24 protein-coding genes, 3 tRNA genes and 3 rRNA genes are annotated in these 26293 nt (G+C 24.3%); 11 read left to right on the top strand and 19 right to left on the bottom strand.

Going from position 1 to position 26293, the window contains the following annotated elements:
• Positions 1-141: 141 nt before the first annotated feature.
• Together T388_RS0102800 and gyrA are read right to left on the bottom strand one after the other, a co-directional pair.
• Positions 142-1692: an MAG5620 family putative phospho-sugar mutase gene (locus T388_RS0102800; RefSeq protein WP_051586202.1), complete on the bottom strand. Its 1551-nt coding sequence runs from the start codon at positions 1690-1692 to the stop codon at positions 142-144.
• A gap of 20 nt (positions 1693-1712) precedes the next feature.
• Positions 1713-4472, bottom strand: a complete 2760-nt coding sequence (gyrA, locus tag T388_RS0102795) for a DNA gyrase subunit A (protein WP_027120787.1) — start codon at positions 4470-4472, stop codon at positions 1713-1715.
• Between the two features lie 275 nt (positions 4473-4747).
• Here gyrA and gltX point away from each other — a divergent pair, with 275 nt between their 5' ends.
• From gltX to rrf (T388_RS0102760), 7 genes are all read left to right on the top strand, one after another.
• Positions 4748-6148: a glutamate--tRNA ligase gene (gene gltX / locus T388_RS0102790; RefSeq protein ID WP_027120786.1), complete on the top strand. Its 1401-nt coding sequence runs from the start codon at positions 4748-4750 to the stop codon at positions 6146-6148.
• Positions 6139-6531 (top strand): DUF1934 family protein, encoded by a 393-nt coding sequence (locus T388_RS0102785; protein ID WP_027120785.1) that lies wholly within the window; start codon positions 6139-6141, stop codon positions 6529-6531. The genes gltX and T388_RS0102785 overlap by 10 nt, the downstream gene beginning before the upstream one ends.
• A gap of 113 nt (positions 6532-6644) precedes the next feature.
• Positions 6645-6731: transfer RNA gene (locus tag T388_RS0102780), tRNA-Leu, on the top strand.
• A gap of 22 nt (positions 6732-6753) precedes the next feature.
• Positions 6754-6829, top strand: a tRNA-Lys gene (locus tag T388_RS0102775).
• Between the two features lie 36 nt (positions 6830-6865).
• Positions 6866-6971: ribosomal RNA gene (rrf, locus tag T388_RS0102770) — 5S ribosomal RNA — on the top strand.
• 131 nt (positions 6972-7102) lie between these two features.
• Positions 7103-7208, top strand: a 5S ribosomal RNA gene (gene rrf / locus T388_RS0102765).
• 76 nt (positions 7209-7284) lie between these two features.
• A 5S ribosomal RNA gene (gene rrf / locus T388_RS0102760) occupies positions 7285-7390 on the top strand.
• A gap of 308 nt (positions 7391-7698) precedes the next feature.
• Here rrf (T388_RS0102760) and T388_RS03745 read toward each other — a convergent pair.
• From T388_RS03745 to T388_RS0102735, 5 genes are all read right to left on the bottom strand, one after another.
• The gene (locus tag T388_RS03745; protein WP_036456936.1) at positions 7699-8040 is read right to left on the bottom strand and encodes an HNH endonuclease family protein; all 342 of its coding nucleotides are present in this window, start codon (positions 8038-8040) and stop codon (positions 7699-7701) included.
• Between the two features lie 235 nt (positions 8041-8275).
• A complete protein-coding gene (locus tag T388_RS0102750) occupies positions 8276-10630 on the bottom strand; it encodes an OppA family ABC transporter substrate-binding lipoprotein (RefSeq protein WP_051586201.1) in 2355 nt (784 codons plus the stop codon).
• An 11-nt stretch (positions 10631-10641) separates the two neighbouring features.
• Entirely contained in the window at positions 10642-11748 is a 1107-nt protein-coding gene (locus tag T388_RS0102745; protein WP_027120783.1) for an ABC transporter permease subunit, read from the bottom strand.
• Position 11749: 1 nt separating this feature from the next.
• Complete coding sequence (locus T388_RS0102740; protein ID WP_027120782.1) at positions 11750-12706, bottom strand: ABC transporter permease subunit; 957 nt, start codon at positions 12704-12706, stop codon at positions 11750-11752.
• A gap of 46 nt (positions 12707-12752) precedes the next feature.
• Positions 12753-13022, bottom strand: coding sequence for an HPr family phosphocarrier protein (locus T388_RS0102735; protein WP_027120781.1), 270 nt, complete (start codon positions 13020-13022; stop codon positions 12753-12755).
• Between the two features lie 259 nt (positions 13023-13281).
• Here T388_RS0102735 and argS point away from each other — a divergent pair, with 259 nt between their 5' ends.
• Positions 13282-14907 carry an arginine--tRNA ligase gene (argS, locus tag T388_RS0102730; RefSeq protein WP_027120780.1) on the top strand — a complete coding sequence of 542 codons (1626 nt, stop codon included), beginning with the start codon at positions 13282-13284 and terminating at the stop codon, positions 14905-14907.
• 81 nt (positions 14908-14988) lie between these two features.
• On the opposite strand, the gene rpsO is transcribed toward argS, so the two are convergent.
• The 11 genes from rpsO to rplM form a co-directional block, all read right to left on the bottom strand.
• On the bottom strand, positions 14989-15255 hold the full coding sequence (rpsO, locus tag T388_RS0102725; RefSeq protein ID WP_027120779.1) for a 30S ribosomal protein S15: 267 nt from the start codon (positions 15253-15255) through the stop codon (positions 14989-14991).
• A 121-nt stretch (positions 15256-15376) separates the two neighbouring features.
• Positions 15377-16252 (bottom strand): FAD synthase, encoded by an 876-nt coding sequence (locus T388_RS0102720; protein ID WP_036456930.1) that lies wholly within the window; start codon positions 16250-16252, stop codon positions 15377-15379.
• A 19-nt stretch (positions 16253-16271) separates the two neighbouring features.
• Positions 16272-17111, bottom strand: coding sequence for a YcsE-related riboflavin metabolism phosphatase (locus T388_RS0102715; RefSeq protein ID WP_027120777.1), 840 nt, complete (start codon positions 17109-17111; stop codon positions 16272-16274).
• A gap of 11 nt (positions 17112-17122) precedes the next feature.
• Positions 17123-17977: a tRNA pseudouridine(55) synthase TruB gene (gene truB / locus T388_RS0102710; protein ID WP_027120776.1), complete on the bottom strand. Its 855-nt coding sequence runs from the start codon at positions 17975-17977 to the stop codon at positions 17123-17125.
• Between the two features lie 83 nt (positions 17978-18060).
• The gene (gene recA / locus T388_RS0102705; protein ID WP_027120775.1) at positions 18061-19044 is read right to left on the bottom strand and encodes a recombinase RecA; all 984 of its coding nucleotides are present in this window, start codon (positions 19042-19044) and stop codon (positions 18061-18063) included.
• 91 nt (positions 19045-19135) lie between these two features.
• Positions 19136-20545, bottom strand: a complete 1410-nt coding sequence (locus tag T388_RS0102700) for an endonuclease/exonuclease/phosphatase family protein (protein ID WP_027120774.1) — start codon at positions 20543-20545, stop codon at positions 19136-19138.
• Entirely contained in the window at positions 20545-21441 is an 897-nt protein-coding gene (locus T388_RS0102695; RefSeq protein ID WP_036456927.1) for a UTP--glucose-1-phosphate uridylyltransferase, read from the bottom strand. The genes T388_RS0102700 and T388_RS0102695 overlap by 1 nt, the downstream gene beginning before the upstream one ends.
• Positions 21442-21451: 10 nt before the next feature.
• Entirely contained in the window at positions 21452-21796 is a 345-nt protein-coding gene (locus T388_RS03740; RefSeq protein ID WP_051586200.1) for a cupin domain-containing protein, read from the bottom strand.
• Between the two features lie 101 nt (positions 21797-21897).
• Positions 21898-21974 (bottom strand) — tRNA-Ile (locus T388_RS0102685).
• Between the two features lie 64 nt (positions 21975-22038).
• The gene (gene rpsI, locus T388_RS0102680; protein ID WP_027120772.1) at positions 22039-22440 is read right to left on the bottom strand and encodes a 30S ribosomal protein S9; all 402 of its coding nucleotides are present in this window, start codon (positions 22438-22440) and stop codon (positions 22039-22041) included.
• Between the two features lies 1 nt (position 22441).
• On the bottom strand, positions 22442-22876 hold the full coding sequence (gene rplM / locus T388_RS0102675; protein WP_027120771.1) for a 50S ribosomal protein L13: 435 nt from the start codon (positions 22874-22876) through the stop codon (positions 22442-22444).
• A gap of 252 nt (positions 22877-23128) precedes the next feature.
• On the opposite strand from rplM, the gene T388_RS0102665 reads away from it, so the two are divergent.
• From T388_RS0102665 to T388_RS0102655, 3 genes are read left to right on the top strand one after another with little or no spacing between them, the layout of a single operon-like run.
• Positions 23129-24277: an aminotransferase class V-fold PLP-dependent enzyme gene (locus T388_RS0102665; RefSeq protein WP_027120770.1), complete on the top strand. Its 1149-nt coding sequence runs from the start codon at positions 23129-23131 to the stop codon at positions 24275-24277.
• On the top strand, positions 24258-24692 hold the full coding sequence (locus T388_RS0102660; RefSeq protein ID WP_245598353.1) for an iron-sulfur cluster assembly scaffold protein: 435 nt from the start codon (positions 24258-24260) through the stop codon (positions 24690-24692). The genes T388_RS0102665 and T388_RS0102660 overlap by 20 nt, the downstream gene beginning before the upstream one ends.
• Positions 24685-25929, top strand: coding sequence for a Y-family DNA polymerase (locus tag T388_RS0102655; protein ID WP_027120768.1), 1245 nt, complete (start codon positions 24685-24687; stop codon positions 25927-25929). The genes T388_RS0102660 and T388_RS0102655 overlap by 8 nt, the downstream gene beginning before the upstream one ends.
• Positions 25930-26019: 90 nt before the next feature.
• On the opposite strand, the gene T388_RS03915 is transcribed toward T388_RS0102655, so the two are convergent.
• Positions 26020-26293: hypothetical protein (locus tag T388_RS03915; protein ID WP_036456924.1), on the bottom strand; the 274-nt coding region annotated here is incomplete at its 5' end.

The following is a 26293-nucleotide window of genomic DNA, read 5'->3' as shown; positions in this document are numbered from 1 at the left end:
CGTAGTAGTAACTAAATTTACTTTTTTATTACTATAAATTTTTCAACAAATAATTTAATTACTTTATTGAAGTAACACATCTGTATTTATAAAAAAATATTTCATTAAATTTATATTAGACAGTCAGCGAAATATAAACTTTTATTTTTTGCTGTTGTTTTTTATTTGTTTTAAATGAATTTTTTTAGCTTTAGATAAAAGTTTTAAAACAAAATAACCCAATTTTAATTTATCTAAAAAAACATTATAAGATTTGAATTCATATTCATAACATAATTGAAATTCAACAATGAGTTTTGAAGTAATATCATCATAAATAAAAACTAGTTGATGATGTTTATTTGTAATTAGTTTAAATAAAATCAACTTATCATCATTTCATTTATTAAATATATTAATATTTTTTAATAATGTTTTAGAATTATCGTTCCGGTTATGGATTACGTTTATCATTTCCTTAGCAGATTCTATTAATGGATTAATTAAATTTTTATTAAATTTATATTTTTTTGATTTTATTTTTAATTTACCAAAAACTTCATTGATTCTTTTACATTTAAAATTTAATAAATTATTTCGATTTGTATAAGTATTTAACATTCAAATTAAACATATGAAAAAATAATAATTATTAAATTGAATGGAATATCTTGGATTTGCAATCACTTTATTGTTTATAAAGACAAATAGACAATTTGGATCATTAAATTTATTATTATTTTTATCTTCATCATAATAGAATCATTTAACTTTATATTGATTAACTAAATCAATAACTTGATAAGTGGCATTTTGAGGAATAACAATAAATTTTTCACTAATATCAACTTTTGCTCTTTTCAATTCCTCAAAAAAGAAATCTAGATAAATTAAAACAATATCTTGAAATTTCATTTGTGTAAATTTTTTATTTAATCATAATGCAATTTTTATATTTGATAAATCATCAAAATAAAAAATATTTTTATAATTTTGTTTAATTAAAGACCAACGATAAAAAAAACTAGTTGAAAAATTAATTCATCGATAATTTTTATTTTTTTTAGGAATTTTAAAATCTGTATTATAGTTTTTTAATAAATCACTTATTAATTTTGATGAAAAATAATCTTTACAGGCAATAAAACTTTTAGATTTATATCTTTGTTTTATATTGGCAAATGGTTTCAACATATCTTTTTTAGAGGACATATTTTCAATGTAACTTAAACAATTAATATTTGTCGAAATAAAATCCTTATAAGGTAAATATTCAATGTTTAAACTATTATAATAATTTAAAATTTCATTTGAATTAACTAACTCAAAATTATCACTATATATTTTCATTTCTAATACATTTTTCGATTTTTGTATAAATTTAATTAAAACATCATAATAACCTGATTTATAAAACTTTTCATCTAATATTAAATTGGTTGATAATAATGATTCATAATTTAATATTAGATATTTTTTTTCATTTAAATAGTAACCTATTACATCATATATTTTTTTGTTAAAATTAATGCCTTCATGGCTTATCATAATTTTTCGATAATTGTTTTTTAAAAAAATTTTATCTATTGCTTCAGCTAGTAAAAAAAAGGAATAATTGCTTAATGGTTCCTTAGAATTATTCTTAAAAACAAATGTATTATTTCTTAAATAAACTTTATTTTTAATTTTTAAATTTTCTAATTCTTTAAACATAAAACAATATTCCTTTTTAATTAATCTTCATAATTTTCATTATCAACATCATCATTTAATTCAATTTCTTGGGTTTGTAATTTTACAGATTCTAAAACGGCATTTGCTGCACTAGTTTTATCTGAATCTATAGAATCATTTATCTTAATTATTTCAACTGCTTGAATTTCATCTTTATCTTTTAGACTCATAATCTTAACACCTTTAGCAGCACGACCTGTTTGACTAATTTGATCAATTGCTGTTCTAATTGTTGTACCTTGTGAAGTAATTATTAATAATTCATCTTGAGGATTAACAAAACGAGCAAAAATAATATTTCCGGCAGCTTTAGAATTAATTCCTTTAACCCCTTTACCACCACGTTTAATTAACCTAAATTGAGAATGATGTGTTAATTTACCAAATCCTTTACGACCGATAGTAAGAATTAATTCGCCTTCATTACTTGCTGAGGCAGATGTAACCAATTCCTCGGAATCTAATTTCATACCTTTAACACCTGTTGCAGTACGACTAATAGCCCTAAAGTCACTTGATTGAAATTTGATAATTCTTTCTCTATCGTTTGCTAGAAGTATTAAATCATCATCGCTAATTATCATAGCGCGAATTAATTCGTCTCCTTCACGTAAATTAAATGCATACTTACCATTTGAATTAATTCTTTCGTATTCTTTTAGAGAAGTTTTTTTAATAATTCCATTTTTAGTTGCTGTAAATAGAAATAATTTGTCATCATCATAATCATATGCAGGCAGCATTGAAACAATTTTTTCATTTTCTTTTACACGTAATGATGGAACAACATTAATAAATGGTATTCCTTTTGATTGACGAGACAATTCTGGAATTTCGTGTGCTCTAATACGATATACACGAGCAAAGTTTGAAAATAATAATAAATCAGTATGAGTTGATGTTGTAATTATAGAAGCGATATCATCATCATCATAGGTTTTCATAGTATTATGACCAACACCGCCACGACGTTGTGTGCGATATTCTTCAAGATCGATTCTTTTTACATATCCTTTAGAACTTGTGGTAATAACAATATCTCTAACAGGTATTAGATCTTCATCAGTTATAGTGCCTTGAATATCATAATTTATTGTAGTTCTACGTTTATCACCATATTTTTCTTTAATTTCTGTTAATTCTTCAACAATTAAATTAATGAGTTCATCATGACTATTAAGAATTTTTGTTAATTTATTTATTTCTTCTTTCAATTGAGCCATTTCTTCTAACATATTATCAATTGCTAAACCTGTTAAACGGCCTAATCTCATATCAACAATAGCTTTTGTTTGTTTTTCACTTAAGTCAAAACGTTTTGCTAAATTAGATTGTGCTTCTTGATCATTTTTTGCGGCTTTAATTATTCTAATAACTTCATCGATATTTTCGACTGCAATTTTTAAACCTTCCAAAATATGCAATCTATCTTGAGCCTTATTAAGATCAAATTGTAATCTACGAGTAACAACAACTTCTTGATGTTTTAAATAAACTTCAAGTGCTTGTTTTAAATTCAATAATTTTGGAACTCCATCAACAAGTGCTACAAAATTAACATTATAATTGACTTGCAAATTAGTTTGACGATACAATTGATTTAACAAAATGTGCGGATTAACATTTCTTTTTACATCAATTACTATTCTAATTCCTTCACGAGATGATTCATCTCTTAAATCCGCAATACCTTCAATAGTTTTATCTTTAACAAGTTCTGCTATTTTTTCAATTATTGCAGTTTTCTTCACTTCATATGGAATTTCAGTAACTATAATCTTGCTTTTACCATTTGCATATTCTTCAACCTTAGCAACAGAACGAATAGGAATAGAACCTTTACCTGTAGTATAAGCATCTTTTATACCACTATTACCCAATATTATAGCCCCTGTTGGAAAATCAGGGCCAGGTAAATATTCCATTAATTCAGGAATAGAAATTTCTGAATTTCTAGCTAAAGCAATGGTTGCATCGATTGTTTCCCGGATGTTGTGTGGAGGTATACTTGTTGCCATACCAACCGCAATACCTGAACCGCCAGTTATTAATAAATTAGGCATTCTAGAAGGCAAAACAGAAGGTTCTAATTCGCTAGCATCATAATTATCTACAAAATCAACAGTGTCTTTTTTTATACCATCAAGCATAACACTAGCCAAACTACTCATTCTAGCCTCTGTATAACGCATAGCAGCTGGACCATCACCATCTATTGAACCAAAATTACCATGTCCATCTACTAATGGATAACGCATTGAAAACTCTTGAGCCATTCTAACCATAGCTTCATATACAGAACTGTCGCCATGTGGGTGGTATTTACCCAAAACATCTCCAACAATACGCGCACATTTCTTGTGTTTTGCGCCATAAGTTAAATTTAGTTCATTCATACCATATAAAATACGGCGGTGAACAGGTTTTAAACCATCTCTTGCATCTGGTAATGCACGAGAAACAATAACACTCATTGCATATTCAAGAAACGAATTTTTCATTTCTTTTTGTACTTCTACAGGATTGATACCATTTGTAGGAACTTCTATGATTTGTGATTGTACCTTGTATTCTTCTTTGTTTTGTGGTGCTTCTTCTTCTGGTTCTTCGATTTTTTCTTTAATTTTTTGTGTCGGTTTAAATGCTACAAATAACTCCTCATCAGGAATAAAATCTTCATTTAACTCTTCATGAATTTCATTATTTTTTTCATCCAAACTTTTTTTAATTTCGTCTTCTTTATTATTGTTTTTTTTCATATACAACACTCCTAATTAATTATTAACTTAGTATTAATAAATTAATACTTAGAATTATACCATAAAATGTTTTGAAAAAATTGTCTATTTTTACCTTATATTTCGAGTAATATAAACACAAAAAAATATAGTTTTTTTGACTAATTAAACTAATTAAAAGCATATTTAGAAATAAATGTTTTTTAGAAAAAACTTTTGCAAAAATATTAAAATATTCAAAATTTAAAGATGTTATATAATTGATAATTATTAAATTATTAGTGAAAAGAGGCTTTATGAATAATAAAAAAATTCGAACAAGATATGCGCCAAGTCCAACTGGTTATCTACATATAGGAGGAGCAAGAACAGCATTATTTTGCTATTTATATGCTAAACATTTTGGCGGAGATTTTGTTTTTAGATTAGAAGATACAGATATTAAAAGAAATGTTGTTGGTGGTGAAGAAAGTCAATTACAAAATTTAGAATGATTAGGTATCATACCTGACGAATGTCCCCAAAAACCAAATAAAAAACATGGTAAATATCGCCAAAGTGAAAAACTCGAGAGATATAAAGAAATCGCAAATCAATTAATTGAAAAAGGTTTAGCATATAAAGCTTATGATACTTCAGAAGAATTGGAAAAACAACATGAAGAAAGTAACAAAAAAGGTGTTGCTAGTTTTAGATATAATAAAAACTTTTTACAAATAACAGATGAAGAAAAAAAACGTAGAGATAAATTAGGGCAATATTCGATTAGATTTAATATGAAAAATAACAAACAATATAGTTGAAATGATATTGTAAGAGGGAATATTAGTTTTAATTCTAATGAAATAGGTGATTGAGTTATTATTAAAAGTGATGGTTATCCTACATACAATTTTGCTGTTGTTGTAGACGATCATGATATGGAAATCACTCATGTATTAAGGGGTGAAGAACACATAACAAACACACCAAAACAATTGGCAATATATGACGCACTAAATTGAGAACCACCTAAATTTGGACATTTAACTATAATTACAAATATGGAAGGTAAAAAATTATCTAAACGCGATACAAATACTAAACAATTTATTGAAGATTATCGCAATGATGGTTATAGTCCAGAAGCAATATTCAATTTTTTAGCTCTTCTAGGCTGATCCACAAAGGATGAAAATGAAATTTTATCAAGAGAAAAATTAATTGAAGAATTTGATCCTAATAGATTAAGCAAAAGTCCATCAAAATTTGATATTCAAAAAATGCAATGATTTTCAAAGCAATATATAAAAAATACACCAACACAAGATATTATTAAAAAATTGAATTTTAATAATGATGAATGAACAAAAGTTTTTGTTGATACTTTTAAAGAAAGTGTATTCACTCTTGAAAATTTAAAAATAATTAAAAACGAATATGAAAATCCTATTCATGACATTAATTTTAATTTTACAGATGATGAATTATTAGTGATTAAAGAATTTAAAAAACAATTAGAAAAAAGTAACTTTACAATTGAAGCAATCCAAAGTGCTATCAATATTACTAAAGAAATAACTAAAAAAAGTGGTAAAAAATTATTTCATCCAATTCGTTTAGCAACCACATTTAAAGAAAGTGGTCCAGAATTAGCAAAATCAATTTATTTATTTGGAAAAGATGTTACTTTTGAAAGGCTAAATAAATGAAAATAAAATTTAAATCCATTCAACATCAAAATGATGAAAAAAATACAATAGAATTTGAAGCTAATGCTCATTATGAAAAATTTTTAGATAATTTAACCAACATTAATTATCATGTTTATCAGTTTAGAGAACCTAGTCAAAACATAATGAATAGAATAGAAATTAATGAAAAACAAGTAAATATCATGGCTGGAGATACAACATTAAATATTCCTTTTGGGATTAAAGCCGCAAATTCATTTATTAAAGTTAATGGCCAAGAATTTATTATTTATACAGAAATGCATAATATAAGCATTGAAAAAATTAAAAAAGAATTTTCATATTCTCTTTATAGTTCTAGTCATGAACTAATTGGAAAATTTGAATTATCAATAGAAGAAATATAATCACATTTATGTGTGATTTTTATTTTTCGCTTTTTAAAAAAATAATTAAAAAAAATATTTGGTGTTTCATTTTTTTATACTATAATTAAATAGCATTTTTAACAAGTTGAAATGCCCAGGTGGCGGAATAGGTAGACGCAAGGGACTTAAAATCCCTCGAACATTAGTTCGTGCTGGTTCAAGTCCAGTTCTGGGTACCATATGTTCCTTCGGAACATATATGCGTCCTTAGCTCAGGCGGTAGAGCAAATGGCTTTTAACCATTGGGTCGGAGGTTCGAGTCCTCTAGGACGTACCATTTCATTAAAAATGACTAAATTTGTTAAAAATATTTTATAGTGGTTATAGCAAAGGTGTGCACCTGAATCCATTCCGAACTCAGTAGTTAAGCCCTTTAGTGCCGATGGTAGCAGAGATGTGAGAGTAGGGAGCCGCTTTTTTTATTACTTTTTTTAACTAAAATTATTAATTATATATTTTCAAAATAAAATATTTGTCATAGCTATGATCTTATTAAATAAAAAATAAAAAAAATATTTTGAATATTTTTAAAATATTGTATTATTTAGAATACAGTGGTTATAGCAAAGGGGAGCACCTGAATCCATTCCGAACTCAGTAGTTAAGCCCTTTAGTGCCGATGGTAGCAGAGATGTGAGAGTAGGGAGCCGCTTTTTTTATTACTTTTTTAGCTCAAAAATATAAAAAATATTTTTTTCTTGGTGATTTTAAAAATTATGCTATCATAATAATCACAGTGGTTATAGCAAAGGGGAGCACCTGAATCCATTCCGAACTCAGTAGTTAAGCCCTTTAGTGCCGATGGTAGCAGAGATGTGAGAGTAGGGAGCCGCTTTTTTTATTACTTTTTTACTTCAATAATTAAATAAAAAAAACCAACAAATGTATATGTTGGCTTTTTTTATTTAATTTTGAGCATTATTTTTTATTGAAATTAGGATTTAATTGGTTTGCACGATTGTTATTAGTAATATTGTGATTACTATTTAATTGATTTGAACAATTATCATTGTTTTGCTTATAAGCTATATTATTTGGATTGTGAGTGTTTGATCTTTGATTATTTGAATTTTATTCGACATAATTTCAACACTCTTCACATTTGCAGACACACTGGTTTAAAGGACAATTACATTCTTCGCAAACTTAAATTTTTGTACAAAAATATTCATAACACTTAACTTTTGAACCATCAGAAAATTCTAATGGTTTGGTTTTTTTCACTTGATATGATTTATCACCATCCTCTCAAGTTGTTTTATTACCTTTTATATCGTTAGAAAGAATATTAACAGGTCTACAATTTCCATATGTTGTTTTCCCGCCTTTTGTTAAAGGTATTAAATGATCAATGTTTCAACCATAATGGCTATCTCTGTTATTATAATTATCTTTAACCATAATTCTGCCAGCAAAGTCAACGTGCTCAGTATCATTATTAAATCAAAAATTTCAAATTTTTAATGCTGTATTTTTGTCTATTGACATAAAATAATCTCCATTCTGGATAAATTGAGATTTTGAAAATATGCGTTTTTTTAGAACATAAATTATAAATTTTAAATTTATAAAATATGCAAATAAAAAATTAGCTTTATAGCTTGGAATTATTAATGTGCTAGTGAAGACTAACTAACGAAAAACGTACATTCAATAATTTATCCAAAATTATTATATTACAAAAAAATATGAAATATGTAAAAAACGATATTAAAATTTAGCGTTAAATAATGACGTCAATATCCTGAAAATATGTTATACCTAGTTCATTTAAAGGCTTTTCATAAAAATATTGAACAATGTCTTTGGAATAATCATTAGTAAATAAATATGTCGTTTCATTAGCTCTAATACCTAGAAAATTGTCAACATCGACTAATAATTTAAGCTGTTGTGTAGTTGTTAATGATTGCAATGTTTTTTTTATATTTTTTTGAAATTCTGTTTTATCAACATCGTTTGTATTTAATAAAAAATTCAATTTATCTTTATTAAATATAAATTCTTTTTTATTTATCAATTCATAAAAAGATGTTTTAGATATTTTTAATTCTTTTAATAATGTGTTTAATAAATAATTTACAGAATCAAAAAACATTAGTTTTTTATTTTTTAAATTGTTAATATTTAGTTCAAATGAAGCTAAGCTAGTTATTAAACTATTATTAGAATTATCAATAAGTTTTAAAATGTGATTTGAGAAAGAATTATCAACAGAATAAAATTGATAATTGGTTGAGAAAGAATTTAAACTATTTTTATTTAAAAATTCAAATGATGGATTTAATCTATTATCAATATTATGAAAAATTTTAATAATTCTTTTATATGCATCTTCTAATAAAGTCGACTTTGGACTATAAATTGGTATTGTTCATTCAATTAATTGATTATTAATTTCCGGGTTATTAACATAAAAATCATCGAGTAGTTTTTTTAATCTATTTTTTAACTCTAAATAATTTGAAGGCAATAATTGTTTGTCAATATTTATAATATTATTCTTTTTCAAGTTGTTAGATATTAAACCATTTTGACCTTTAAAATCAATTATATTTGTTTTAAAAACATCTTCATCATAAGAATAATGAATATCGTAAATTCGATTTATATTTTGTATTAAATCAATTGATTTATTAAAGTTTATATTTTCTTTATTAGAACTATCAAAAGTTAATGATTGCGAAGCAAAACTGTTTCAATATTGATTATGTTTTAACAACTGTGTTAATTTATAAGGATTAATTATTTGATTAAATATGCTTCTTAATTCAATACTTTGATAAGTATAATATCTATCTAATTTATAATTTTTATTCAAAATATCATTTAAAGAATAACTATAGAATAATTTACTAAAAGCATTATTAAATAATAATTTAGAACCATTTTTAATTTGTGGGATTAAATTGTAAAAATAAGTATTCACATTTTCATTACTTGGTTTATCTAAAACATATGTTAATCCATATATTTTTGAATAATTATTAATTTCATTTTGTTGATAATTATTAAAAATATTCAAACTTGCTTCTGAAATTAAATTTTGTTTAAAACCATTAATCATTTGCAATCTATAAGTAGGTTCATCTATTTTAATTGGATTATATTTTAAATTTATCGTCTCTATTTTAGAATCATCATCATTGAATTGTTGATTGGCAGAATAATAATTTTTTATAAATATTTGTTCATCCAAAGAATTTTTATTAAGAATATATTGGCTAATAAATAAAGTATTTTCTAGCTTTGTGCCATATTCTTTTAATTTGGATTGATAAAATTCATCAGATATTGGATTAAAAATTAAATTATTTGTTAATTCTTGTAAAACAAATAATGAAAGATAGTCATTTTTTTCATTTTCAGCACTACTTGTTAAAGAAAAAGAAAGTCTATCCTGAAATTCATAAGGATTTAACTTATCAATATCCAAATTATAATTATTGTATAAATTTACAATATCATTTTGATTTGATTCATTTAACATTATTGCTCGATAATAGTCAATAGGTTTTAATAAATATTGTGTTGGATTTCCTAAATAATCACTATAATAAATATCATCTTTTAAAAAAAATGTTATTTTTTTTGCACTTTTTAAATTAGCAAAAAATTCTTCGTTATTAATATTTAATTTATCTTCGTTATTATAAATTTGTAAAATACCTGATTTACTATCATAATTTTTTGTTCTATCAAATGAAATAATATCATTCGTATAAACAACTTCTTCTCTTGTTGGATCTTTAAACGTAATTTTAATACTTTTTGCTAGATAAAATTCTAAATATTTAAATGTCGGTTTAAAAAATACATTATTAACACTATCATATTGTGCTTTTCCAGTATATTTTCATCTTAACAACGGACTTGTAAGAAGGGATTCGAAATCCGTTTCAATTCTTTTAACTTTATTAATATTAAAATTATCTTTAATCGTATTTGGATAATTAAAACGCTTCACATAATCATGATGATTACGAGAATTTCTGATATTTATACATGATAAAGCAACAGTGGGCAATGAAAAAAATGTTGGTAGTGATAAAATTTTAAATATTTTTTTAAATTTCATAAATTTCCTTTCTATTGCTTAATTATTGGATTAGATGCAATATATAAATTTATGCCCAATATTTTTACTAGTAAAATATAAAAACTTGTAATTAATATTACAAAAATAGTGTAAGAAATGTTTTCAAAATTATCTATTAAATTTCTAAAAACGTTTCCAATTGTTAAATATTTGTCAATTCCATATACATTAAAAAATGTTAAAGATGCTAATGCCAAAATATTTAATGCTAAGGATTCGCTAATAATTGGCAAATTTTTTCAAATATTTTGTTTTAAAATAATCATAATAATTCTAAAATCACTCAATCCTGAACTTCTATAAGCTACTATATATTCCATATTTTTAACATTAATAGTTATTGAATAGCTAGAATAAAAGAAATTGACTGAACCGATGCACGATAATATTATTATTGTTTTAATATGCGAATAACTAACAAGATTAAATATTAAAACAATAATAATTAAAAATGGTATAACATTAATTGTACTAACTAAATAATAATTAATTTTACTTATTGTTTTCTTTGAATAATATCCAAAATATGTACCAATAAATGTTCCTAAAAAAAGTTGTAACAAGCAAGTAATTAGTGTAATAAAAATAGTTCAACCAAATGAATGTATAAAAAAACTAAATCTATCAATTCCCAACTCATTTGTGCCAAATAATAAATAATAATTCTTTCCTGTTAATAAATTTAGCAAAATATAAGGATTATAGACAACTTCGTATTTATCAAATACTTGTATATTACTAATGATTAAATTACTATTTTTATTATTTAATTGAATTAATAATTTTAAAAAAGCGCTATTAGGTTCCAAAGTTTTTGTAATAGTTGCTTTATGTGAATAATTAGGCAAATTGTATGATAATTCACTATCTAAAATTGCTAATTTTGGACTATAACTATAGAAAATAGCAGATATAGAAATAAAGAACAATAAAATAAAAAATGTGAACACTAGTATCCAATTAATTTTTTTACCAAAAAATCTATTTAAAAAAAGTTTTCATTCTGGTTTAAAATTAGAAACACTGATTTGCTTCACTTTTTTATTTGCAAATTTTAAATCGTTAACATTTATGTTACTGTGATTATTATTTTTCATCCTACAAAACCACCTTTTTTATTTTACTTTTCTTATATAAAATTTGAAATCAAGTCAAATTATTTCACCCTATTTCCTCATTAAGATAAATAACATCATGTACAATTTCACAGAAAAAGGCAATTAGGAAAATCAAAAATGCTTTAAAAGCAATTATTGTCATTATTACATCTATTTCATGTTTTTGAAACATAGTTGTAAATAACAAAGATTGACCCGGTATTTGAAAAATTCTTTCTATTATTAAACCAAAACTAATTGTTAATAACAAAATTGGTACTATTTGATTAATTTCACTAGCAAATAAATTTTTAAAAATACCTTTTCAAAAAATTTTATTTGTTGACTGACCCATAGATTTCATAACCGTTATGTAATTTTCACTTAAAATTTCTAGCATGTTATTTTTAGTAGTTGTGGCAAAATAAGCTATTGGAGTAAATGATAATAATGCTATTGGAATTAGTAATGATAATAATGTATAAGAAAAACCTAAATATTCATCATTTATGAAGCTAATAGGTAAATCATTAATACTTGCTATTATTAGAGCTATTGGAGCTAAAATAAATGTAGGTATTGCAGCCATAGAAAAAATTATAAAACTTATAGTAATATCAGATATTTTTCCGTTTTTATAAGCTAAAAATATTCCAATAATAAAACCTAAAAACAATGATAGAACAAAAGAAACACCTACAAAAAATAAACTATATTGATAGTAAAAAAAGAATAATTCAATGGGAGAATTAAAACTTGTTTTCAAATCATTACTATTTAATGACCCAAAACTAGAAAATATCGAAAATATAAAATGAAAATATTGCTTAATTAAAGGATATTGAGAATTATTATTGTGAAGAAAAATAAATAAAACAACATAACTAATAGTTATGGTTATTATTATTCCCAATAACATCAAAAATATTTTTTTCAATAAGTATTTATTAAAACTCATATTTTATTATCTTTCTACATAAAAAACCGCACAAGGCGGTTTTTAATTAAATAATGTCGTTAGATTTAAAAGCATCATAAATTGTTTTATATGCTTCCTCTTCGTCTTCTCCACTAACTTTAATTGTAACAGTGTCGCCTTTTTTAACACCTAAAGACATAATATTCATTATTGATTTTAAATTACCTGTTTTACCTGTTTTTTCAACAAAAATTTGTACTTCGCTTTTAAATTTTGATGCAACAGATGAGACAACACTTGCTGGACGCGCGTGTAATCCAATAGGATCAATAATGGTAGCTGTAAATTCTTTCATATTTACTCCTTAGATTTATTTTAAATTTCAAATAAAATATAATTAATCTTTTAATAAATAACCTTAAAAAGTTATAGAATTATTATAACAAACTTTACAAATTTATTTACTTAATAAAATTAAAATATTTTTGAGTTAAAAATGCTATAAAAAAGAATTTTACGTAAATTTAATTTAACATTTAAAAATATAAATTATTTAAAATGCTATTTTTCCCTTTTTTGTTAAATAAAATGCTATTAGTATATAATATTAAATTATGAATAAATTTGAAATAAAAAATAAATTACTAAGTGCTTTAAATGAAGCTGCACAAAAATTAAATATTGAAAAAGATGCTTTCTTAATCGAACCAAAAAGTCACTCAGATTTTGCAACTAATGTTGCTATGGGTAATAAAGATAGAAATCCAATAGAATTGGCTAACGAAATAATTAATTTATTAAATCCAAAATTGAAAGAATTGAATTTGAAAAAAATTGAAGTAGCAGGCCCTGGCTTTATTAACTTCTTTTTAGCTAATGATTCTTATGTTGAAATAGTTAATGAAATATTACAAAAAGGTAAAAATTATGGACGTGGCAAAAGAACAGGAAATATAAATATTGAATGAGTATCAGCCAATCCCACTGGATACTTACATGTTGGTCATGCTAGAAACGCGGCAATAGGTAGTGCGGTTGCTAATATTTGTGAATTTGCAGGAATGAATGTTATTCGTGAATATTATATTAATGATGCTGGAAATCAAATCAATATGCTAGCAGCAAGTGTGTTTTCAAGATATCAACAAATATTTGACAAGAAATATAAAATGCCTGAAGAATGCTACCGTGGAGAAGATATTGTTTGAGGAGCAAACGAATTTTTTAAAAAATATGGAGATAAATTTAAAAACGTTAAATTAGAAGGTGACACTTTAACATTATTTAAAGACGAAAGTGTTAAATTATACTTACAAGAAATAGAAAAAGATTTAAAAAAATTTGGTGTTTGATTTGATCGTTGATTTAGTGAGAGAACCGTATATGCTGATAACCAAAAAAAGGTTAAAGAAACTATTAAAAAATTAAAAAATGCTTATGAAAAAGATGGTGCCACATGATTAAAAACCACAATTCATGGTGATGATAAAGATCGTGTAATTATAAAGAGTGATGGTACATTAACTTACTTTATGCCTGATATTGCATATCACAATATTAAATTTACAACAAGTGGCGAAGATCCAATAATTATGAATGTATGAGGAGCAGATCACTCGGGATATATTAAGCGTATGAAATGTGCTATGGAAGATCTAGGTTATGATCCTAAAAAATTGGTTGTTTTATGCATGCAATTAGTAAGACTAATCAAAAACGGTGAAGAATATAAAATGTCAAAAAGAAAAGGTACAAGCTTCTTCTTAAGAGATTTTGTAGACTTGGTTGGTGCTGATAGTGCTAGATTTATATTACTAGATAGAACTTATAATTCAAAATTAGATTTTGATATTGATATTGCAACAAATAAAACAAATGATAATCCTGCTGTTCTAGTGCAATACGCAAACGCAAGAGCACATTCATTACTAAATAAATCAAATAATTTTGATTTGAATAATATTAAAGCATCTAATTATAGTGATTTAGATATTAAATTAATAAGTGTTTTACTAGAATTTCCAGATATTGTTAACAAATCAGCTGAAAAATATTTAACTAATTTATTAACTCAATATTTAATTAGACTTGCTAAAGAATTTAACTCATGATATTCAAATAGTCCTAGAATAATTGATCATGAAAATGAAGAAAGTTTATTAGCTTTAGTTAAAGCTGTTAACATTACACTTGAAAATGGTATGAGACTAATTGGAATTTCAATTCCACATAAAATGTAATTTCCAGCTATGCTGGTTTTTTTATACAAAAAAGAGCCTTTTTTAGGCTCTTTAATAATTATTTCGTTATGTATAGAAAACTTATTTTCTTAAGTTTAATTCGCTTAAAGCTTTTGTATAAGTTTCAAAATCGTTTTCTTTTAAATGTTTTAATAAAACACGACGTTGTGAAATTTTTGCTAAGAAACCACGACGTGAGTGATTATCTTTTGGATTGTTTTGAAAGTGAGGTTTTAAATCCTCAATTTCAGCAGTTAAAATAGCAATCTGTACAAATGTATTTCCTGTATCGTTTTTATTTTTTCCATATTTTGCAACGATTTTTGCTTTTTGATCTTTTGTAATCATTATGAAACTCCTAAAATTTTGTTTTAACCTAGCATGAATCTTTTATCCAAACCAAGTGTAAAATTTGCATTTTTATAAATGCCTAATAATAATATCACAAAACTACAAAATAATAATAAATTTATAATTTATTTTGCGAAATTAATTTAATAAATTCATTCTTAGCTACAAAAATATCATTATCATTTATTTTTTCTTTTTCGTTTTTCATAAATAGACGTATCTTATTTAAAACAATAATTCTAGCAAACAAATATTCTTGAGATTGCAATTTAAAATCTATAAAATATAAATAATAGGACATATCAAAATTTACTTGCAGTATTGCAAAATAGGTTAATTCACCAATTTCTACATTTACTAAATAAACACCATTATGCAAAGTTATTAATAAATCATGTTTAATTATTTTGATAACATCTTCATCCTGATGTATGTCACAAGAAAAACTATATGGAAAAACATTTAACGTATTAAGAATATCAATATCACCGTCAACAAGATTTTCTTTTAAAAAAGTAGTAGAAACCTTCATGTTATTATTTAATTTTAGTGGTTCAATTGAATAAACTCTATCACAATACAAATTATTTAATAATTTATAATCTCCTTGCGCCTTAAATCCAAATTTAAATTCTTTACCAATAATTAAACTATAATCACTTTGTTTAGAAACTAATTTTTTTATAAAATCCTCTGCTTGTAAATAACCTACTTCATTATATTTTAACTGAATGGCATATTGAAAACCAATATTACTAAATTCTTGAACCCTATTTTTTAAATCACTAAATATTTCTTTGTTATTTTTAGGTAAGTTTTCAACATCAGCAAAAAAAACTAAAACAATATCTCTTGTATTATTGTTTTTTTTGTTTAATTCTTTCGCCTTATCTAAAAGTAAATTATGCCCTATATGAAAAGATTCAAAAGCTCCTAATAAAAAAATAGGATTATTAAATTTTGGTATATTTTTAAAATTATAAATTTTTAACATGTTAGTAATTATAAAGCAATTAAATTATTTCTAATTCTTGAAGTTTTAAATATGCGCCATCTTTTTTACATGTTAATGCAATATCTTTGGCAACACTTTTAACTTCTTCACTTCCATCTTCCATACAAACTCCATAAGCAGAATCTCTAATCATTTCCAAATCATTTGAACTATCACCAAAAGCAATTAAATGTTTTTGACTTGAAAAACCTAAATAATTGCATAACCAATCTAGAGTAGAAAACTTATGAACACCTTTAGGAGTAATAAAAAATCCTTTATGTCATTGTGAATTAATTTCCAAATTCAAATTATTTTGTTCAATTACTTCTTTAGCTAATTGCATACACATTCTAGTTGCTTCATCATCTTCGCAGGCTATTGTTATAATATGTAGATGATCTTTATCAACACTCTTGTAATCTAATTTTTTAAGTTTTGCTTTGTGTGGCTTTAAAAATCAAGTATCAATATCCATATTTTTAGATACATATCCATTATTTTTATCCATAATCATAAAACCAGAACAATATTGATAATTTTTAAAAGTATCATACATAATAACTAAGTCTTTAAATGAAACGTTTTTTTCAAAAATGACTTTCTTATTGATAACATCATAAACAAACATTCCATTAGCACCAATAAAATAATCCAAATCAGGAGTTTTATTCATTAATTTACCAATTGATACAAATTCTCTTGCAGTAGAAAGTACAGTTACAACTTTTCTATTTTTTAACTTTTTCATCATTAATGTAACATTATCGCTAAATTCTGGTTGAGAATATGGAAGTAATGTTCCATCAACATCAAAAGCAGCTATTTTTATATTATTTTTTAACTGTTCTTTATTCATATTTTTCTCCTTTAGTATTCTTTTAGTCTATTTCCAAAAAGTTTTTTAACTTTAATTTTTTGCTTATTTGATTCCACAATACCCAAAATAGTTTTATTAACATCTTCCTTATCAACTAAAAAATATACATCCTCCTGATAATTTTTAGCATCTATTTCAAAACCATTTTTTAAACTCTTAATTTGTTTTTTATTAGCAAAAAATAATTCATGCTTTAAAAGGGGTGTAATATCTATTTTACTAAAATTATTATTTTTAATGTCATTTTTATTCAATGAACCAATTTCAACTCTATCTAAAGCAATTAAATGCCCATAAGTATTAAATTGAATTGCTAAATCGTTTGCCAATGATCTAATATATGTTCCTTCACTGACCTTTAAATAAATTTTTAATATTTGTTTTTCGAAATTAAAATCTAAAATCTTGGCATCAAAAACTTTAATTTTTTGTTTTGTTAAAATAACATCTTTATTTTTTCTAGCTAATTCATAACTCTTAATGCCATTAATTTTTTTTGCACTATAAATAGGAGGAATTTGGAAATTTTGAATTAATAATCAGTCTAAAATTTTTGGGATAAAATCTTTTTGAATTAGATTATTTGAAGTATATGTTATATTACCCTCTGCATCAAATGTATCTGTCGCATATTGAAAACGAATAGTTGCAACATAAGCTTTTATTTTATTCTCAATATAAGAAATCAATTTTGTATCATCATCAGTTGCAACTAATAAAAGCCCTGTTGCCATAGGGTCTAGAGTTCCTGTATGACCTACTTTATTTATTTTTAATTTTTTTGCAAAAGTTTTTATAGCTTTAAATGAAGAAATGTTTTTTTCTTTGTTAATTAAATAAAACATCACCCCTCCTTATTAATGTTTTATTATTCTACTATAAAAATGTTATTTGCATAAAACAAATAACATCTATATTTCCTATTAATCTAAAGCACTAATTTTTCTATTTCTTGCTTAAATTCTAAATTACTATTTAAGATATCTATTAAAGATTTTTTGCCCTGAGTGAGATTTTTTCCTTGATATGAAAATCATGATCCTTTACGTTCAAAAACATTTTTTTGTAAGGCAATATCGACAAGTTCATTTGTTGAATCAATCCCTTTACTAAAAATTATTTGAGTTATAAAACTCTTATATGGTGCAGCTAATTTATTTTTAACAACCTTAATTTTGACTTCATTGCCCATTATATTTTTACCATCAATAATTGAAGTTGACTTTCGAACTTCGATTCTTATTGATGAATAAAATTTAAGAGCTCTACCACCTGTTGTTGTTTCAGGATTTCCAAACATAACACCAATTTTTTCACGAATTTGATTAATAAAAATAATTGATGTTTTGTTTTTATTTAAATTACCTGTAATTTTTCTTAATGCCTTAGACATTAATCTAGCTTGTGAACCAATTTGTTGATCATGCATATCTCCATTTAATTCAGCTTCTGGTACTAAAGCTGCCACACTATCAACAACTATTAAATCTATTGAGCCACTTTTGGCAAGTATATCAACAATTTCTAATGCTTGTTCTCCCGAATCTGGTTGACTCAAAATTAAATTATTTAAATCAACACCTAAATTTTTTGCATAAATAGGATCAATAGAATGTTCTGCATCAATAAAAGCAGCTATACCACCATTTTTTTGAATTTCAGCTATTGCATGCAAACATAAAGTAGTTTTACCACTACTTTCCGGTCCATAAATTTCTATTATTCTTCCTTTAGGATAACCACCAATTCCTAATGCTTCATTAAGCAAATAAGATCCTGTTGAAAATACTTCTGTATGCTTTTCGTAATCCTTTTCGCCAAAAAGCATTATTGCTTCTTCGCCAAATTTTTTAGTTATTTCTTTTAAAGCGTCCTTTATAACACTTGATTTTTCCTTTTCTTTTATATTCATTCTTGATTCCTTCCATTGTTAATATATATTTTGTAAAATTAAAACATTTTAGAAAAAAATGTACAAATTTAATAAAATATTCTATTTTTTATTAATCTAAGTCATCTTTATTTAAAATAACATCAAAATATATAGGACAATGATCTGATATTCCATAATAAATATATCCATAATCTTTAGAATATGAGTGTTTAAGAGTATTATTAAAATAATAAATTCATTTATCTAGATTATCAAAATCTTCAATAATTTTATCTTCAAAAATATTGTATAAAGGATAAAACCCAACATTTTCATATTTTAAATCACCTTTATAAAAAATTTTATCATATGGTTGAGAATATTTTTTTAATGACTGAGCTAATGAAGTACTATTCTTTTTATCGTCATCAATTAATGAAATATAACCCTTGTTGATCGCATCTTCAAAAACTACATTTGCATTGCCTTCTAAAATATTGGTATCAGCCATAAAAATTAATTCATTGTTTTTGCCATCTAATTGATCATATCAATTCATTAAATTATATAAATTTAAAGCTTCTTCAAGCTCTTGAGAACCTTGTGATTGAATTTTATGATTATTTATATTATTAATTGTTGTTTCATACTTACTAGCACGTGGGCTATCAAAATGATTAATAACGAAAGTAAAGTCATTTTTTATTTTTCCTTTTGTTTCAAAAAAGGCTCCAAATGGCGGTCTAACATAACCAATCTTTTCATTTTGAATATAATTTACAAATGTCGAATTATTATATGATAAAAATTCTTCACCATTAATAAACGATTTTAGTTTTAAAATAGAACTTTTATAAATAATTCCTACATACTCATGTTGCTTAGAATTTGCTTGAAGATTTGGATTTCAATCTTTTTTGTTACTAATTATATATTTTCAATTTGCCTTTGGATTTAATTCATTTAATTTAGTAACAAGAAGTATTAAAGCCTTTTCATCATTTAATTCAATAATACCTTGCAAATCAACATTTAAATAATTAATTATACTAGCCAGAGCAAGAGTTTTAATTTCCTTACTCGATTTCGAATAATCTAAAACGTTTCAATTGGAAATTCTAATTTTTGTAATATCAGCTTCTTCGTTGTCTGATACATTAGAAGAAAAATTAAAATTCGAAATAGTAATATCTACGTATTTCGATATATATTCATTATTAAATGCAATATTAAATTTAAAATTAATTTTGTTTTGCATTTTATTTACAATTAAATTTAAAATTTGATAATTTAAATTATATTTTTTAATTAAATTATTTACAAAAACATAAATTTGTTCATAATTAACATCATCAATTTTTTTATCTGAAAAAACTTCAAAATTCGTCTTTAAAATTTTATTTAAATCTTGATTTATAAAATCAAATTTAGAATTATAAGTTATTTCATTTTTAATAGCTCTATTATTACATGATAAAGAAATACTTGACAAAAAACATAATGCAAAATTCATTCAAAAAATTTTTTTATTTAATTTCATTATTTTTTAACTTTGCTTTCAATATATTTATAAATTTTATCCTTAATTTCGCAATCTTCTAAAGCATAGTCAATATTTGCCTTAACAAAGCCTTCCATAGAACCCAAATCATATCTAGTTCCTTCAAATTCAAATGCATAAATTTTTTGATTATATTTATTCATTAATTCTTCAAAAGCATCTACGACTTGTATTTCGTTTTTACCATCATATTCAATTTTAGACAAAATATCCAATAATTGAGGATTAAAAACATAACGACCCAAAATTGCTTTACGTGATGGAGCTTTTGATAATTCAGGCTTTTCAACAGCACCGACAATTTCAAAAAATTTATTATTTTTTTCACTATTATTCAAAGGCTTTACAATTCCATATTTAGAAACATTTTCTTTTTCTACTTCTTGAACACCTAAAACATTAACTCCATCTTGTTGATAATAAAAATCAATTAATTGCTTAATCGCAGGAACTTTGCTTCTAATTAAATCGTCCCCTAAAATGACTGCAAATGGTTCATCTGAAATATAATCTTTAGCAATTGCTAAGGCATGTCCTAAACCATGTTGTTGATTTTGCATACAACGAGTTATATAAGTTGAACGGTTGGTTGATTTAACTTTTATTAATAGATTCTTTTTCTTTTTAATTATCAATTCTGATTGTAAATCTTGGTCGACTGAAAAATAATTTAATAGATTTTTCTTACGTGGACTAACAATAATAATTATTTCTTCAATTCCAGATTGAATAGCTTCATCTACTAATAAATCAATAACAGGTTTATTTAAAATCGGAACTAATTCCTTATGAACAATTTTAGTCATTGGTAAAAATCTAGTTCCTCAACCAGCTGCTGGAATTATTAATTTTTTTACATGTTTAATTTGTTTCATTTTTTTTCTCCTATTCACTTTCAAAATGACAAGCAATTCAAATTGCATCATTGCTCGTGGATACAATTTTGTGTTTCAAATCCTTTGAAATATAAATCACATCGCCCTTATTAAGATTAATTAAATTGTTATTTTTATCTTGAATAATTGCTTCGCCGTTAATTAAAAAGCAAATTTCAATATCTTCATTTCTAATTCAATCACTAGTAATTTCATTTGAATAAATCAATTCAATTTTGCCATATTTGTTGTTAAATATTTTTTTTATATCTTCTTTATTTTTTTGAACTTTTGAATATTCAAATAAATTTTGTTTAATAACAGTTATTTCTTTTTGTTCATCTTTTGAATACATATTTTAATTATACTAATTAACAATATATAAAAAATAAAAAATGATTAAAAATGCTACCAAGTTTGGTAGCAAAATTTATATTTGGACATCTTTCGATGAAATGGTGCGAACGAATGGACTTGAACCATCGACCTCACGATTATCAGTCGTGTGCTCTAACCAGCTGAGCTACGCTCGCATAAATACTACATATTCTATTTTAATAGAAAAAGTAGTAATATTATTAAAATAATTGATAAAAATTAACGTTTTGAGAATTGACGTGCACGACGAGCAGAATTCAAACCAGGTTTTTTACGTTCTTTAACACGAGCATCTCTAGTTAACATTTTTGCAGGTTTTAATTTTGCTCTATATGAATCACTAGCCAATAATAATGCTCTAGCAATACCCAAACGAATTGCTCCAGCTTGACCGCTTAATCCACCACCATGAACATTAACTATAATATCAAAACTACCTTTTGTTTCTGTTAAAACTAATGGTTGTTCAGCATCTTGAATATATAAGTCTGATGTTAAATAATCTTTTGCGCTACGGTTATTAATTTTAAATTCACCTTTTCCAGGTCTTAAAATAACACGAGCAGTTGATGATTTACGACGACCTAAACCACGGTATTCAATAATTTCTTTTTTAGCCATATTATTTCACCTCTAAACTTTCTGGTTTTTGAGCTTCATGTCCATGATTTGAACCAACAACTACAAATAAGTTTTTACGTTGTTTATTTCCTAATTTTGTATGTGGTAGCATACCATAAATAGCTTTTTCTACCAAAGCGGTTGGTTTTTTAACTCTTAATTTTGCTGCATTAATGCTTTTCAATCCTCCAGGATAACCTGAATGGTGGTAATACATTTTGTCTTCTTCTTTATTAGCTGTTAAAATAATTTTTTCAGCGTTTATAACAATAACATAATCACCCATGTCAGCATTAGGTGTAAAAGTTGGTTTTGTTTTTCCTCTTAAAACAGAAGCAACAAAAGCAGCTAAACGACCTAAAACTTGTCCTTCGGCATCAACAACATATCATTTCTTATCAGCTTTTTCTCTATTGAGAATTGTTGTTTGTCTCATGACTTCCTCCTTAAACGTTAATCTTTAAAATATATAAGTGCCTTTTTATTATATAGTAATTTTTTTTTTGCAAAAACAAAAATAGATTTTTTTATATTAGACATTTTTTTGGTTTTCTTATTATACATATATAACTAAATATTAATGATTATTTTTTATTTTTTTAAACTTAGAAATTTGTCAAAATGAATTAAATTCGTTTAAATTAAAAAGTTATATCTAAATAAAATAGAATCAATTAAAATAGAATATATGAAATATATAAGAAATAAATTTCCAATGTTAAAAAAAATTATCTATTTAGACAATGCTGCGTTAGTTATGAAGCCAGTGTCAGCAATTAAAGCTTCAGATGACTTTTATAGAAAATATAGTGTAAGCAGTAGAACTGATAATAGTGAGATTGGTATATACAATAACTTGTTAATGAAAAGAGTAAAAACTAAAACTGCACAATTATTAAATTGCAATACTAATGAAATAATTTTTACAAGCGGTACAACAGATTCATTAAATAAAATTGCCCTAATGATGCAAGATATTGTTAAAAAAAATGACGAAATATTAATTCACGCATTTAATCATGCTTCAAATATGACACCATGAATTGATTTAGCTAATATATGTAAAGCAAAAGTTGTCATAACTGATGATATATTAAATAAAATATCAAATAAAACCAAAATTATTGCTTTAGCACAAGAAACTAATAACATGAATATTAAACAAGAAATAGAAGAAATATATAAAAAAGCTAAAGAAATAAATGCTTATGTTATTAATGATGCTGCACAAGCTATTATTTATCAAAAAGTTACATTTGAAAATTGTGATGTTATTGCTTTTAGTACAAATAAACTCTATGGACCTACTGGTTTTGGAGTATTAGCTATTAAAAATAATTTGCTTAATAAATTAAAACCAAAATATACAGGCGGTGGGACAATTAAAAATGTTGATGGTAACAATTGTAACTACACATTAAATAAAAATAACTTATTTGAAGCAGGAACACCTAATTTAGCTGCATATCATATGTTTGATAAATCATTAGATTTTGTAAATGAGTTAGACTATAAAGAAGTTCAAAAAAAATTAGACAATTTAAGTATTTATGCCTATAAGAAATTATCACAAATTAGAGATATTAAGTTATACAATGATAAAAAAAGTCATATCATAATGTTTAATATTGGTCGATACAATCCTCAAGATATTGCACACTATTTAGCCACACAAAACATATATGTAAGATCAGGTATATTTTGTGCTCATTATTTGCAAAAAATTACTAATGAAACATCGTTTGTTAGAGTGAGTTTAGCAATATATAATAATAAAAGCGATATTGATAAATTAGTAGAAGCATTAAAAAATGGAGGTGATTTTCTTGTCTTATAATCTTGAAGAAAAAAGAAAAATAATAATGGATCATTATTTAAAACCGGTTAATAAAAAAGAAAATATCAATTTTCAATTTGAAGAATTTGGTATATCATGTTCTGATCATTTAGAATATAAATACAAAATTGAGAATAATAAAATTGTTGAAATTATTTTTAATGGACAAGGTTGTGCTTTTTTTATAGCGGCAACTGATATTTTATGTTCCTTAATTAAAAATAAAACCATTGATGAAGCGATAGAATTAATAAATTGTTATGAATTATTTATAAATGGTAAAGAATTGAAAAATGAAGAATTAAAAAAAATGGGTGAATTACAAATATTTGATAATGTTAAACAACATTATAATCGTCTTAATTGTGCGCTAATGCTTGCTAATTCTCTCAGGGAAAAATTAAAAAATGAATAATAAAGAAAAAATAATTTTTCACATTGATTTTGACTCTTATTTTTGTAGTGCTCATAGATCGCTTAATAGTGATTATGTGAATAAACCATTAGCAATTGGACGAAAATTAAAACGTTCAATTGTTTCTTCTGTTAGTTATGAATTAAAAAATAAAGGTGTTAAAGTTGGATGAACCAAAAATAAAGTTTTAGCAATTGAGCCTAAAACTATTTTTATTGAACCTAATTTTGATTTATATATAACATTATCAAATAAAATTTTTGAATACATTTCTTTAAATTTTTGCAAAAATTTGGAGGTTTTTTCAATTGACGAATGCTGATTAGATGTCACAAATGAAGTAAAAAATATTGACTTTATCACTTTTGCTAAAAAAATACAAAAAACAATATTTAATCAATTTAAAATACCAATTACAATCGGTATTTCCCATACCAAATTTTTAGCGAAAATGTCCACAAATTTAGGTAAGCCATTTGGAATTTTTTATACACCTTTAAATAAGATAAAAGAAATTATTTGGCCATTAGATATTAATTATTATTTTGGAATAGGTAAACCTACTGCACATAAATTAAGAAAAATAAATATCAATACTATAGGTGATTTAGCAAAACAAAATATCAATAATAATGAATTAGTTAAAATTTTTAAATCTAGAACACAACATTACTTAAATGAAGCACAAGGTTTGGGTGAAAGCGAATTAACATATCAACATAATGATTTAAAATCAATTGGTAATGAAGTAACCTTTTTAGCCTATGATTTAGATGAAAAAAGAGATTTACTCAAAATATTAAAACAGTTAACTATTAAAATTTGTACAAGAGCTAAAAATCGTAATTTAATAGGCAAAACAATAACTGTAATGCTTCGTGACACAAATAAAATTTGAAATAGTAAACAAAAAAATCTTACTTCATATACTAATAATGAAAATTTTGTTTATAAAGAAGCACTTGATCTATTCAACCAACTTTGAAAAGAAGATTTATACCGGGGTATTGGTGTAAGATTAACTAATTTAGTCAATGAATTTGAAATAGGCAAACCAATATCATTATTTAACATTCAAGAAAAAAATACAAGAAGCAAAACTGAAGAAATAATAAATAAAATAAATAGAAAATTTAAAAATAAAATAGTAAAAACTGGCTCAGAATTTCAAAGAAATAAAATAAAAGAAAATATACAAAATAAATATTTACAAGAAGATTTAGCGAAAAAAAACTAATTTTTATTATTTTTTAAAATTCTCAATTGTTTTAATATTTTTTTCATTTGTTTCAATGAAAAGAACCGAATTAATGTATATTAAATTTTCTTAATCATTAGTAAAATTTTCAATAATTTCTGATTCACGATATGAACCGTCATCTTTTTTAGGAAATGGCACTCATTTAATATAGTAGCTTCAAAAATTTTTACTTGAATTATTTCCAAATTTATTTTTCATTTCGTCTAATGAAGGAAATCAACTTAAACCTCGATAATAATCCATAAAATCATCTCGTTCTGTTAAAATATTTCTAACAACTTGTGGTTGTTCATTTTTATATTTAAAACTTGCATATTGAGATTTAGGTTTTGGTATTGAA

It is taken from the genome of Mycoplasmopsis lipofaciens ATCC 35015 (genome assembly GCF_000686585.1).
Lineage (GTDB): Bacteria > Bacillota_I > Bacilli_A > Mycoplasmatales > Metamycoplasmataceae > Mycoplasmopsis > Mycoplasmopsis lipofaciens.
Note: the sequence above shows the minus strand (reverse complement) of the source record. Positions and strands in the feature narration are given on the sequence as shown.